This is a genomic window from Halochromatium sp. NSM3 (assembly GCF_059621085.1).
The window spans coordinates 13391-25886 of the sequence record NZ_JCAQIA010000006.1 but is presented as its reverse complement, the minus strand read 5'-3'; the positions used below and the strand labels follow the sequence as shown (position 1 = coordinate 25886).

11 protein-coding genes are annotated in these 12496 nt (G+C 63.0%); 9 read left to right on the top strand and 2 right to left on the bottom strand.

All coding sequences use genetic code 11. From position 1 onward, the window contains the following. The first annotated feature begins 103 nt into the window (after positions 1-103). Genes AC54T3_RS04060 through AC54T3_RS04050 form a run of 3 tightly spaced genes read left to right on the top strand, consistent with a single transcriptional unit; the run spans position 104 to position 2496 of the window. The gene (locus AC54T3_RS04060) at positions 104-481 is read left to right on the top strand and encodes a DUF2782 domain-containing protein (RefSeq protein ID WP_496622561.1); all 378 of its coding nucleotides are present in this window, start codon (positions 104-106) and stop codon (positions 479-481) included. 22 nt (positions 482-503) lie between these two features. After that, entirely contained in the window at positions 504-1121 is a 618-nt protein-coding gene (locus AC54T3_RS04055) for a TRAP transporter small permease subunit (protein WP_496622559.1), read from the top strand. Beyond that, the gene (locus AC54T3_RS04050; RefSeq protein ID WP_496622557.1) at positions 1114-2496 is read left to right on the top strand and encodes a TRAP transporter large permease; all 1383 of its coding nucleotides are present in this window, start codon (positions 1114-1116) and stop codon (positions 2494-2496) included. The genes AC54T3_RS04055 and AC54T3_RS04050 overlap by 8 nt, the downstream gene beginning before the upstream one ends. 95 nt (positions 2497-2591) lie before the next feature. Here AC54T3_RS04050 and AC54T3_RS04045 read toward each other — a convergent pair whose 3' ends face one another. After that, positions 2592-2942, bottom strand: coding sequence for a PilZ domain-containing protein (locus tag AC54T3_RS04045; protein WP_496622555.1), 351 nt, complete (start codon positions 2940-2942; stop codon positions 2592-2594). 234 nt (positions 2943-3176) lie between these two features. Here AC54T3_RS04045 and AC54T3_RS04040 point away from each other — a divergent pair, with 234 nt between their 5' ends. Both AC54T3_RS04040 and AC54T3_RS04035 read left to right on the top strand, forming a co-directional pair. After that, on the top strand, positions 3177-3788 hold the full coding sequence (locus AC54T3_RS04040; RefSeq protein ID WP_496622554.1) for a peptidylprolyl isomerase: 612 nt from the start codon (positions 3177-3179) through the stop codon (positions 3786-3788). A 258-nt stretch (positions 3789-4046) separates the two neighbouring features. Continuing rightward, entirely contained in the window at positions 4047-4502 is a 456-nt protein-coding gene (locus AC54T3_RS04035) for a DoxX family protein (RefSeq protein ID WP_496622552.1), read from the top strand. 199 nt (positions 4503-4701) lie between these two features. On the opposite strand, the gene AC54T3_RS04030 is transcribed toward AC54T3_RS04035, so the two are convergent. Continuing rightward, positions 4702-6075: an AmpG family muropeptide MFS transporter gene (locus tag AC54T3_RS04030; RefSeq protein ID WP_496622551.1), complete on the bottom strand. Its 1374-nt coding sequence runs from the start codon at positions 6073-6075 to the stop codon at positions 4702-4704. A 176-nt stretch (positions 6076-6251) separates the two neighbouring features. On the opposite strand from AC54T3_RS04030, the gene AC54T3_RS04025 reads away from it, so the two are divergent. From AC54T3_RS04025 to AC54T3_RS04010, 4 genes are read left to right on the top strand one after another with little or no spacing between them, the layout of a single operon-like run. Further along, positions 6252-6848: a hypothetical protein gene (locus tag AC54T3_RS04025; RefSeq protein ID WP_496622550.1), complete on the top strand. Its 597-nt coding sequence runs from the start codon at positions 6252-6254 to the stop codon at positions 6846-6848. A gap of 21 nt (positions 6849-6869) precedes the next feature. Further along, complete coding sequence (locus AC54T3_RS04020; RefSeq protein ID WP_496622549.1) at positions 6870-8321, top strand: phospholipase D-like domain-containing protein; 1452 nt, start codon at positions 6870-6872, stop codon at positions 8319-8321. A 44-nt stretch (positions 8322-8365) separates the two neighbouring features. Beyond that, a complete protein-coding gene (locus AC54T3_RS04015; RefSeq protein WP_496622548.1) occupies positions 8366-11128 on the top strand; it encodes a type I restriction endonuclease subunit R in 2763 nt (920 codons plus the stop codon). Then, the gene (locus AC54T3_RS04010; protein WP_496622546.1) at positions 11125-12306 is read left to right on the top strand and encodes a restriction endonuclease subunit S; all 1182 of its coding nucleotides are present in this window, start codon (positions 11125-11127) and stop codon (positions 12304-12306) included. Before AC54T3_RS04015 ends, AC54T3_RS04010 begins: the two co-directional genes overlap by 4 nt. The last annotated feature ends 190 nt before the right edge of the window (positions 12307-12496 follow it).

Here is a 12496-nt window from a genome sequence, read left to right as displayed (position 1 = left end):
CAGTGATTCCTTGGGATTGAGGGTGAGGCGGTAACCGGGTTGGGCGTCGAACCGGGCCGCGAGCTACACTAGGCGTTTCAATTTTGCATCGAGGTCGAGGCCCATGTCAGCGTTCGCATTCTTACCGACACCCGCCCGTCATGGCCTCGTGGCCCTGCTGTTACTCGCGGTGGCGTTTGCGCCAGCCGCGTTGCTCGCACAAGAGGGTGGGGGTGGCTTCTTGTCCGCGCCCGAGGTGCCCTCGATCCCCGGTCCCTACGCCGGCGATAGTGCCAGCGCACCCGAGGTCACCATCACCGAGACCGATGAAGGCACCGTCTACGAGTATCGGGTCAAGGGGCAAGTCTACATGGTCAAGATCCAGCCCATCGTGGGACCACCTTATTTTCTGCTGGATACCAACGGCGATGGCATTCTTGATGTCGAGGAGCGGCAGGAGCCGGATCTCGCGGTTCCTCAATGGCTGCTGTTCAGCTGGTAGCGACGTGGGGGAGGCCGAGCGCATGAGCCGTGCATCCGTCCCCGGCGTGGCGCGTCACGTGCTGCGGCTGGCCGACTGGCTGGACTGGATCAACCGCGCGGTCGGCGCGGCGGTGGCCTGGTTGGCGCTGGCGATGGTGCTGGTCACCTTCATCGTTGTGGTGCTGCGCTATGGGTTTGACTATGGCTCGATCGCGCTGCAAGAGTCGATCACCTACATGTACGCGATCCTGTTCATGCTCGGCGTCGCCTACACGCTGCGGCAGAACGGTCATGTGCGGGTGGATATCCTCTACCAGCGCTTCTCGCGGCGCGCTCGCGCCTGGGTCGACCTGCTTGGCACCCTGTTCCTGCTGACGCCCGTCTGTGTGTTCCTGTTCATCTCGTCCTGGGATTACGTGGCCGATGCCTGGTCGGTCCGCGAGGGCTCGCGCGAGGCGGGTGGTATTCCAGGCGTTTGGCTGTTAAAGACGCTGCTGCTGGTGATGCCGGCGCTGATGCTGCTGCAAGGGTTGATCTGGGTGCTGCGCAATGGGTTATTCATTGCCGGTGGCGATACCACCTCGGACGCGGCTGACTCGCCGGAGAGCGACGACAGCGACGAGCCAGGCGCTCGGCGGGAGCCCAGTGCTCGTGGCTGAGCTGATGCCGATCCTGCTGGTGCTGGCCGTCGGTATCGTCCTGCTGCTCGGGTACCCGGTGGCGCTATCGCTTGGCGGCACCGCGTTGGCGATGGCCCTGATTGGCGAATGGCTCGGCTACTTCGATCCCGCCTTTATCGCGGCGCTGCCGAATCGGGTCTACGGCGTGATGACCAACGAGACCCTGATCGCGGTGCCGTTGTTCGTGTTCATGGGGGTGATGCTGGAGCGCTCGCGCGTGGCCGAGCATCTGCTCGATACCATGGCGCTGTTGTTCGGCCCGATGCGCGGCGGACTCGGCATCTCGGTCACTGTTGTCGGCATGCTGCTCGCCGCGAGCACCGGCATCGTCGGCGCCACCGTGGTCACCATGGGGCTCTTGTCCCTGCCGACCATGCTCAAGCGCCATTACGACCCGAGCGTGGCGGCGGGCACGATCTGTGCGTCGGGCACCCTGGGACAGATCATCCCGCCGTCGATCGTGCTGGTGCTGCTCGGCGATGTGCTCTCCTCGGCCTATCAGCAGGCGCAGCTCGACATGGGCATCTTCTCGCCGGAGACGGTCTCGGTGGGCGATCTGTTTGTGGGCGCCTTAATCCCGGGGTTGATGCTGGTGGCCGGCTATATCGCCTACATGCTGGGCGTGGCGGTGTTTCGACCACGGGCGGTGCCGGCCATCCCCGCTGAGGAGCGGCGGCAGCACGATGCGCGTTTCTGGCTGCGGGTGCTACAGGTATTACTGCCGCCGCTGGCGCTGATCATCGCGGTGCTGGGATCGATCCTTTACGGCATCGCGACGCCGACCGAGGCGGCCTCGGTCGGCGCGGTTGGAGCCTTGCTGCTTGCGGCCTCGCATCGCCAACTGGGCGTTAAGACCCTGTTCGCGGTGGTGCGTCAGACCACCATCGTGACCAGCATGGTGTTCCTGATCTTCATCGGCGCGGCGATCTTCTCGCTGGTCTTCCGCGGCTTCGGCGGCGACGAGCTGGTGACCGAGTTCTTGAGCGATCTGCCGGGCGGCACGGTGGGCGCGGTGGCGCTGGTGATGCTGGTGCTGTTCCTGCTCGGGTTCATCCTCGACTTCATCGAGATCACCTTCGTCGTCGTGCCCATCGTTGGCCCGGTCTTGCTCGCGATGGGGTTGGACCCGGTCTGGCTCGGGGTGATGATCGCAATCAACCTGCAGACCTCGTTCTTGACGCCACCGTTTGGCTTTTCGCTCTTCTATCTGCGCGGGGTCGCGCCACCCGAGTTGCGTACCAGCCAGATCTACCGGGGTGTCGTGCCCTTCATCCTGATCCAGCTGCTGATGCTGGCGCTGCTGGCGCTGTTTCCGGCGCTCGCGACCTGGCTGCCGCACCGGGTCTATCAGTAGCAGGTCTCGCGGGCGCTGGGTCCGAGCCCGAGTCGACAAGGAAGATGGAGTGCCTCTGTTCGGTTCCGGCGGAGACGGGGGGTTTGGCGGGATGGTTAGGCGCGAAGCGGTTCGCCCGTATCGCCGGCGACGATTGGCTGCGGTAAGGCGTCGGCCTGCTGGATCAGGTCATGGAACAGTTCGCTTTGCGGCGACGTGAACATGACGCCGATGCCGCTGTTGTCACCATGGATGACGAGGGCCGGCAGCAGCCAGCGCTTGCCGAGACAACGGAACTCGAGTTCGATCGGTGTCCCGGTGGGCAAGGTTAGCGCCTTGACCGACAAGAACAGGCCGCCGGCCGACACATTACGCGCCGTCGCGGTGAGGAATGGGCGTTTGTGGTAACGGATGTAGACCGGCAGCTCGAGCGGGTGTCGGGCGCAATAACGTTTTTCCCCTGGCATCGATCGTCTCCTCGTTTTGTCTCTTTCTACTGATGATGCACGATCTTAGACGTTAAACTTTACCATCGAGTTCAGCTTCAGTGACGCCTTTGTGACCATTTGCCTGGGCGATGCCGTGATTGATGTCGTGCCTTGTGGCTCTGCTTGATGTAGCCTCGAGCCGCTTTTCGTTCCCCCCTGCTTTCACGCGCGGCGTTCTCGCCGCGCCGATTCACACTCAATGAGGAGAGCCCCATGTTCCCATTCACGTTGCATTATTCCCGCCCAGCCCCGTCCCCAGCCTCCGCACTCGGAGCACGACTCGCACTCGGAGCCCTGCTAACGATCGGCAGCGGCGCGGCACTCGCCGAGAACCCGAAGGTTGCAATGGACGTGAGCATCGGTGGCGAGCCGGCCGGCACCATCGAGGCCGAGCTGTTCGCCGATGTGGTACCGAAGACTGCCGAGAACTTCCGCGTGCTCTGCAGCGGCGAAAAGGGCAAGAAGCTGCGCTACGCCGGCAGCCCGTTCCATCGCATCATCCCCGGCTTCATGGTCCAGGGCGGCGACATCACCCGCGGCAACGGCAAGGGTGGCACATCGATCTACGGCCGTCGGTTCGATGATGAGAACTTCGAACTCAAGCACACCGAAGCCGGTTTGCTATCGATGGCCAATTCCGGTCCGAACAGCAACAGCTCGCAGTTCTTCATCACCGTTGCGCCCACCTCCTGGCTCGATGGCCGCCATGTCGTCTTCGGCAAGGTGACCTCGGGCATGGACGTGGTCGCGGCGATGGAAGCGCAGGGCTCGCGCCGGGGCCGCACTAAGACCGATGTCATGATGAGCGACTGCCGGGTGCTCTGAGCCAGCCGCGAAAGCGCTGGCGCTTCTCGCGGATCCCGCGCGGTCAGCCTTGGGCATCAGGCGGCGGCGACTCGCGGCCGTGATAGGAGCCTGCAGGCACCGATCTGGAATCAAGCAATCGCAAGTTCAAACGCGCGGGTTGATGGCCCTTACTGATGAGCCCGTCCCTGAAAGAGCCTGGCCTGATCCGGGGTCTCTGGTGGTGAACCTTCAAGCATTAGGCCGTGGTGATCCACGGCAACCACTGGAGAGCCGATCATGAACACCTCGAGCATCAATCTTCCCGAGCATTCACTGGCCGATCGCGCCAGCGCCCTTGACCTGAGCGCCCAGGCGCACTGGCTGATTCGGCTGCCGTTCGCGGCCGTGTTTCTGTTCCATGGCGTTGGCAAGTTTGTCGACATGGCGGCCTTTGCTGGGATGATGGAGCTGCCGCTATTCGTCGCCTGGCTGGTGGCGCTAGCCGAAGTTGCCGGCGGGCTTGGTATCCTTATCGGCGGCATACTGAGGACCGATCTGGTTACCCGTCTAGCCGGTCTCGCAACAGTGCCGGTGATGCTTGGCGCCATTTTGATGGTGCACTGGGGCCAATGGAGCTTCGTCGCCAGCGACACGCATCCGATGGGCGGCATGGAGTTTCAGATCCTGCTGCTTGGCATCGGTCTCTGGTTCGCGCTGGTTGGCAACAGGTCCAAGCGCCAGCAACCACAATGAAGGCATCTTGATGTCCACTGGGGGCTTTCGCTGGGCCTTACGCTGGGGTCTTAGGTTCGGGCCTATCGGTCATCCTCGCGCCCGTTTGAAGAGCGCTTGCCAGGTTGCTGAATGTGGCGGTCTAAGGCCAGCTCGGGCATGACGTGGAGCCGGAAGGGCTCGACGATCAACGAGATCAACTGGCCGTTCTGAGAGCGGTTCAGAGACTGAGCCGCTCGCGCAGCGATCGATCAGTGCGAACCCACATGGCCAGGGCGATGGCCGGCAGCCCGAGCGCTGTTGCCACGACAAAGAACCAGGGATACCCGTAAGCACTGACAAAAACGCCGCCAAAGCCACTGAGGAACTTGCCGGGCAGGGTCATGAGCGAGGAGAACAGCGCGTACTGGGTGGCCGTATAGGCGCGCGATGTAAGCGCCGAGAGAAAGGCGATGAACACGGCACTGGCCAGCCCGTTGGCAAGATTATCACCCACAATAGCCAACGCCAGCATGGGTAGGCTGGGGCCGGCCAATGCGAGCGCCGTGAACAGCAGATTGGTGAACGTCGCAGCAAACGCCGCGAATACAATCACGCTGGCCACGCCATGGCGTGCGACGAAGAGGCCGCCAAGGATGCCACCGCCGATGCTCATGGCAATACCGAACAGGTTACTCATATTGGCGATGGTCGCCAGCGAGAAACCGAGATCGATGTAGAGCGGGTTTGCCATGGAGGCCATGGCCAGGTCGCTGATGCGAAACACCGCGACGAAGGCCAGCAACCACCAGGCGCGCGCCCCGAAGCGGGAGAAAAAGTCACTGAAGGGACACACGATGGCGCCGATCATCCAAGCGCCCAGGCGCAGCCACCAGCGCGCGCGGTATCGAGAGCCGCGCAGAAATCGGCGTACCCGTGGCTCGTTGAGCAACTGCACGCTCAAACTGCCGCGCGCAGGCTCGGGCCGCAACAGCACGGTCACCACCCCCACCAACACCAGTGCCGCCATCGCCAGATAGGCGATCTCCCAGGACAGCGCCGCAGCCACATATAGGGCACCGGCACCAGCCGCTATAAGGCCCGCGCGGTAGCCGATGATGTAGGTCGATGCGATAGCCGCCTGCACATCCGGCGGTGCGGATTCTATGCGGAAGGCATCGATCGCGATATCCTGCGTGGCCGAGCCGAAGGCGATCAGCAGGGCGGAGGCAGCGACCAACCCGAGGTGTTGCGTCGGGTCGACCTGCGACAGCGCGAGCAGCCCAAGGCCGATCATGCACTGAGCAAAAAGCATCCAGCCACGGCGCTGGCCGAACCGGCGGCCGAGCAGCGGCAGCGGCAGGCGGTCGACCACGGGCGCCCAGAAAAACTTGATCGAGTAGAGCATGCCGATCCAGGCAAAAAAGCCGATCGCCGCCACCTCCACCCCAGTGCTGCGCAACCAGGCGGACAGCGTTGAAAACACCAGCAGAAACGGCAGGCCGGCCGAGAAGCCAAGAAACAGCATGGCAATGACGGGCGGCTGGCGGTAGATCGCAATGCTCTCGCGCCAGCTGCGCGCCGTGGTCGTGGCATCGCCCTCGGACATAGGCATGGAAAAGACACCTGTTAGAAGGATTAGGCCGCTAATGTACCGCAGCCCGTAAAGCGAGACACCGTTCCCGGCAAGCGAAGACCTAAACGCAAGCGGGGCGTTTCCCGGGCACGGTTTGCCAAGAACAAGGACAGGTCCATACTAGGGTCGTTTCCCGCTTCGAGAGGATGATCGTCATGGCCAGCGCTGTACTCAGACAAGACGTCGATGAACTTCGCGAGTACATGAAGGAACTCAGTTATCAGGCGATGCGTACCGAGATGTCGCTGAATCGACTGTCGGACGAGATGCGCGAGTTCAAGGACGATACCGTCCGCGACCGACAACGTATGAACAAACAATGGGGCGATCTGGCCAACCGGCTCGGTACGCTGGTCGAGGATATCGTCGCTCCCAGCCTGCCCAGGGTGGCGGCCGAGCTGCTTGGTTGCGATGCCCCGGAGCTGTTCGCGCTGCGAGTAGTCAGACGCCGCAACGGCGAGTCTCGTGAATACGATGCGATGGTCGTCTGCCAGGACAGCCTCCTGATCAACGAGACCAAATCCCGTCTCCAGAGCAGCCATGTCGAGGCGTTCCTGGAGAAGCTGGCGGACCTGCCCGTGTTTTGCCGGGAGTACGCAGGCAAGCGGATGATCGGCGTGCTCTCCAGCCTTTATCCTGATCCGAGTGTGGTACGTCGGGCCACCGCTGCCGGCATTCTGGTCATGGGCATGGGGGATGAGGCCATGCAGGTGCTGAATCCCGAGGCATTGCGCGAACGCGGCAAGTTCTGACCCCGCTTTCTGACCAGGCACATGGACCTGAGCCACCTCTTATCCGACCTCTGGATCATCAGCTTGCTCGGCCTGCAAACGGCGGCGGTGGTCTTGACCACCACACATCTGGTGCTTAGCAACCGCGATGTGCCCTCGACCGTGGGCTGGGCCGGACTGGTACTGCTGACGCCTTTGGTCGGTGTGGCACTGTACTGGATGTTCGGCATCAACCGGATCAAGCGCAAGGCGCATCGGCTGCGCCCGGAGACCTCGATCCTGAGTGAGGAGGCCAGCGTGCGCGCTGAGCAACGCGCCCATCGTCTGCTCGAGAGCCGGTTCCCAGGGCTGACCCCGCTGGGGCATCTGGGCGACGAACTGACCATCTCGGTGCTCGAGGCCGGCAACAGAATCACGCCGCTGGTCAATGGCGACGCGGCCTATCCCGAGATGCTCGCCGCAATCGATGCCGCGCGGCGCAGCGTGGCACTCTCGAGCTACATCTTCGATAACGACGTCGCCGGCCAGCGCTTCATCGCCGCGCTGCAACGGGCGCATCAACGCGGCGTGCAGGTGCGGGTGCTGATCGACGGCGTCGGCCAGTGGTACAGCCGTCCGCACACGCCCAAGGTCTTGCGCCAGCTGGGCATCCCGACCGGGGTCTTCCTCGAGTCGGCGCTGCCAATCCGTAACCCGTATCTGAACCTGCGCAATCACCGCAAGATCCTGGTGGTCGATGGTCGGCTCGGGTTCACCGGCGGGCTCAATCTGCGCGAGGGCTGTCTGCTTGAGCGCAATCCCCGGCATCCGGTGCAGGATCTGCACTTCAAGGTCGAAGGGCCGGTGGTGCGTGGGCTGATGGAGGCGTTCGGGCTCGACTGGGCCTTCACCACCGGCGAGCGCCTCGGCTGTGATGCCTGGTATCCGACGTTGGAGCCGGTCGGCGACAGCATCGCCCGCTGCGTACCGGATGGCCCGGATGAAGACTTCGACGTGCTACGCCGATTGATTCTGGGCGCACTCGCCCATGCGCGGCGGCGGGTGCGTATCGTCACACCCTATTTTCTGCCAGATCAGACCCTGATCACGGCGCTCAATGTCATCGCGATGAGCGGGGTCGAGGTGCAGATCCTGGTCCCGCAGCGCAACAACCTGCGCTTCGTACAATGGGCGGCTGAGGCCCAGGCCGAGCAGATCCTCGACGGGCGCAGTCGCATCTTCGTGACCCCGCCGCCGTTCGACCATACCAAGCTGATGCTGGTCGACGATGTCTGGTGCTTCTTCGGCTCGGCGAATTGGGATCCACGCAGCCTGCGCCTAAACTTCGAGCTGAATATCGAGTGCTATGACGCCGCGCTGGCGCGGCGCCTCCATGCGTTGGTCGACGAGAAGCTGGCTAGCGCAATCGAAATCCGTGCCGCCGATATGCGTGCCCGCACACTGCCGATCCGCTTGCGCGACGGTTTCGCGCGCCTGCTGACGCCTTATCTTTGAGGTGATAGTGGTAGTCTGGCCTTTTGACGGCTAGGCGCTCTCGCGTGTCGCAGGATCTCCATCAAACCCCCGAGCAAGCCGCTCGCCACCGAATCGATGCACGCCTGCGCGCCTGTGGATGGCAGGTTCAGGACAAACAGACGCTGGATTTCAACGCTGGCCCTGGCTCCAATTCCGGCATTGCGGTGCGCGAGTACCAGACGGCGATCGGCCCGGCCGACTATGTGCTCTTTGTCGACCGACAGCCCCTCGGCGTGGTCGAGGCCAAGCCGGACGCCTGGGGCGCCCGCCTCACCGTCGTCGAGGAGCAATCAGCCGGCTACGCCAACGCTCGACTGCGATGGCTAACGCCAGCCACGCCGCTGCCCTTTGTCTATGAGAGCACCGGACAGATGACCCGCTTCACCGACCGGCGCGATCCCCATCCGCGCTCCCGCGAGGTCTTCAGCTTCCACCGCCCCGAAACGCTGAAGGTCTGGGCACAGGCCGCCACCAGCCTGCGCGCCGGCATCGCCGCGCTGCCGGCGCTCAATCCCAATGGCCTGCGCGACTGCCAGACCGTCGCCATCACCGGCCTGGAAGCCTCGCTCAAAGCCGACAAACCGCGCGCGCTGGTGCAGATGGCCACCGGCTCAGGCAAGACCTTCACCGCCATCACCCAGGTCTATCGGCTGCTGAAACACGCCGGCGCGCGGCGCATCCTGTTCCTAGTCGATACCAAGAACCTTGGCGAGCAGGCCGAACAGGAGTTCATGGCCTTCATCTCCAACGACGACAACCGCAAGTTCACCGAGCTCTACAACGTCCAGCGCCTGACCTCGCCCGCCATCGCCAAGGACAACCAGGTCGTCATCTCCACCATTCAGCGCCTGTACGCCACGCTCAAGGGCGAGCCGCTGGCCGAGGGTGCTGAGGACGACAACCCGGCCGAGCAGACCTGGCGCCGCAAGGAGCCGCTGCCGGTGGTCTACAACGCCGGACTGCCGCCGGAGTTCTTCGATGTCGTCGTCATCGACGAATGCCACCGCTCGATCTACAACCTCTGGCGGCAGGTCATCGAGTATTTCGACGCCTACCTGATCGGCCTCACCGCCACACCCGACAGTCGCACCTATGGCTTTTTCCAAAAGAACGTCGTCAGCGAATACACCCACGAGCAGGCAGTCGCCGACAAGGTCAACGTCGGCAACGAGATCTACCTGATCGACACCCTCATCAGCCAGACCGGCGGGACGCTCAAGGCCGCGCAACTGATCGAAAAACGCGAGCGCGACACCCGCACCCGACGCTGGGAAACCCAGGACGAGGACGAAGCCTACGCCGCCACCCAGCTCGACCGCTCGGTGGTCAATCCCGACCAGATCCGCACCGTCATCCGCGCCTTCCGTGACCACTGGCCGGCGATCTTCCCCGGGCGCACCGAACTGCCGAAAACCCTGATCTTCGCCAAGACCGACAGCCATGCCGACGACATCATCCAGACCGTGCGCCAGGAATTCGGCGCCGGCAACGACTTCTGCCGCAAGATCACCAACGGCGCGAAAAATCCCAAATCCTCCCTCAGCGCCTTTCGCAACGACTACTATCCGCGCATCGCCGTCACCGTCGACATGATTGCCACCGGCACCGACGTCAAGCCGCTCGAATGCCTGCTGTTCATGCGCGACGTGAAGTCGAAAAACTACTTCGAGCAGATGAAGGGTCGCGGCACCCGCGTGCTGCAACCCGATGATCTGAAAAAGGTCTCGCCCTCCGCCCAGGCCAAGACCCACTATGTGATCGTCGATGCCGTCGGCGTCACCCGCTCGCTCAAGACCGCCAGCCGGCCGCTCGACAGCAAACCCTCGATCCCCTTCAAGGATCTTGCCATGGGCCTGATGCTGGGCGATCGCGCCGAGGAGACCGTCAGCTCACTGGCCGCGCGCCTGTCGCGACTCGACCACCAGCTCGGGCCGGAAGCGCAGCAGAAGATCGCCACTGAGGGCGGCAAGCCCCTGACCGCCATCGTGCGCGATCTCTTCAACGCCATCGACCCCGATCAGGTGGAGGCCGACGCCAAGGCTGCTGGCCATCCCGAGCCCGACGCGGTCGCCATACAGCGCGCGCGCGAGGAGCGGATCAGGCGGGCGGCCCATGTCTTCACCGGCCCGCTCATCCACTTGATGGACAGCATCCGCCGCGACCACGAGCAGACCATCGACCACGACAGCCTCGACCAACTGCTGACCGCCGGCTGGGCCGGCGACACCACCGAGAATGCGCGCCAGATTGCCCAGGACTTCGCCGACTATCTGCACGCACACCGCGACCGCATCGAGGCGCTGACCATCTACTTCAACACCCCGGCGCGGCGCTCGGCCGTGACCTACGCCATGGTCAAGGAGGTGCTGAAGCGGCTGACTGCGGACCGCCCGCGCCTGGCCCCGCTCACCGTCTGGCGCGCCTACGCGCATCTCGATGACTACCAGGGCGAGCACCCGGCCAGCGATCTCACCGCGCTGGTCGCGCTGATCCGCCGCGTCTGCGGACTCGACGAGAGGCTCACGCGCCATTCCGAGCGGGTGCGGCGCAATTTCCAGGACTGGGTGTTGAAGCGCCACGCCGGCCACGGCGAGAAATTCACCGAGGAACAGATGGCCTGGCTGCGCATGATCCGCGACCACCTCGCTACCTCCTTCACCATCGAGCGCGACGATCTGGACATGGCGCCCTTCGATGGCCAGGGCGGGCTGGGGCAGATGTATGCGCTGTTCGGCGATGGGATGGAGGACATCATGGCAGAGATGAATGAGGCGTTGGCGGCATGAGGGGGTTGCCGCCGACTTGGGCTAACGCAAGGTTTTCAGATTTCGGGACATGGATTGGAGGAGGCACCCCCTCGAAAGCCAATGCTCGATTCTGGAACGGCCCTATCCCGTGGGTTTCTCCCAAGGACATGAAGACCAAGGTCATTCGGGCAACGATCGACGGTATCACGGAGGATGCCGTCGAACACTCGGCGGCAAAACTCGTTCCCGCCGGTTCCGTTCTGATCGTCACGCGTTCCGGTATTCTGGCTCACTCATTGCCAGTCGCCGTCACTGCCGTCGAAAGCACACTCAACCAAGATATTAAGGCGCTGGCGCTGCCGGACGGCATCATGTCCGACTACATCGCGTGGGGGCTGCGAGCGTTTGAGCAGCGGATCTTGAACAAGTGCCGCAAGGGCGGCACGACTGTTCACAGCATCGAAATGCCGAGTCTTTCCGCGTTCGAGTTGCCAATCGCCCCCGCCAACGAACAACACCGCATCGTGGAGAAGATCGAGGCGCTGTTCGATGAGATCGACAAGGGCGTCGAGAGTCTGCGCACGGCGAAAACCACCCTCGGCCTCTACCGCCAGTCCCTGCTGAAATCCGCCTTCGAAGGCCGGCTCACCCAAGACTGGCGCGCGCAAAATGCCGATAAGCTGGAAAGCCCCGAAGCCCTGCTCGCTCGCATCCGCCAGGAACGCGAAGCCCGCTACAAAGCCGCTCTCGACGATTGGCAAGAGGCTGTCGCCGAATGGCGCGCGGGTGGCGAGAAAGGGAAGAAGCCCGTAAAGCCGAAGCGACCTGTTTGGCCCAAAGATTTTGAATTTTCAAAACTGAGGGACGTGCCGAAGGGTTGGGTTTACCTTCCTTTTGCGGCACTTGCTTGGTCCATAAGAAACGGGATTTCAGCCAAGCCCGATGAAATAGGTCCGCTCAAGATTTTCAGGATCAGTGCGGTGAGACCGATGGCTTTCGACCTTAACGATTTCAGGCGCATCACTGACACAGACAGAAGTATGGAAGGTTACCGCCTGGCATACGGCGACCTGGTTTTCACTCGCTACAATGGTTCACGCGACTATGTCGGGGTCTCGGCCATGTATCGTGGTGACGGCAGTCACGTTTATCCGGACAAGCTCATCAGGTGTGAGATCAAATCGGACATCCTGAACCCCGCCTTCCAGCCCTTTTAAGGTGCATAAAAACAACATTTAAGATCAGCCGGTTACGATATCAGAGTGGATCTTACAGCCATCGAATCCAGCGATCTCCTACAAGCACTTCGAAGAAAAATCAGGGGCTTGCAGCTGGACACATTTCGCCACCTTAAAAGGGCTGCCCCGCCTTCCTAGAAGCAGCGACGAACTGCGGGGAAAGCCGCGC

Excerpts from the sequence above, each read along its gene's own strand:
- AC54T3_RS04020 (WP_496622549.1), top strand. The coding sequence starts at position 6,870 with ATGGACCTGAGCCACCTCTTATCCGACCTCTGGATCATCAGCTTGCTC.
- AC54T3_RS04030 (WP_496622551.1), bottom strand. The coding sequence starts at position 6,075 with ATGCCTATGTCCGAGGGCGATGCCACGACCACGGCGCGCAGCTGGCGC.
- AC54T3_RS04025 (WP_496622550.1), top strand. The coding sequence starts at position 6,252 with ATGGCCAGCGCTGTACTCAGACAAGACGTCGATGAACTTCGCGAGTAC.
- AC54T3_RS04055 (WP_496622559.1), top strand. The coding sequence starts at position 504 with ATGAGCCGTGCATCCGTCCCCGGCGTGGCGCGTCACGTGCTGCGGCTG.
- AC54T3_RS04035 (WP_496622552.1), top strand. The coding sequence starts at position 4,047 with ATGAACACCTCGAGCATCAATCTTCCCGAGCATTCACTGGCCGATCGC.
- AC54T3_RS04045 (WP_496622555.1), bottom strand. The coding sequence starts at position 2,942 with ATGCCAGGGGAAAAACGTTATTGCGCCCGACACCCGCTCGAGCTGCCG.
- AC54T3_RS04010 (WP_496622546.1), top strand. The coding sequence starts at position 11,125 with ATGAGGGGGTTGCCGCCGACTTGGGCTAACGCAAGGTTTTCAGATTTC.
- AC54T3_RS04040 (WP_496622554.1), top strand. The coding sequence starts at position 3,177 with ATGTTCCCATTCACGTTGCATTATTCCCGCCCAGCCCCGTCCCCAGCC.
- AC54T3_RS04060 (WP_496622561.1), top strand. The coding sequence starts at position 104 with ATGTCAGCGTTCGCATTCTTACCGACACCCGCCCGTCATGGCCTCGTG.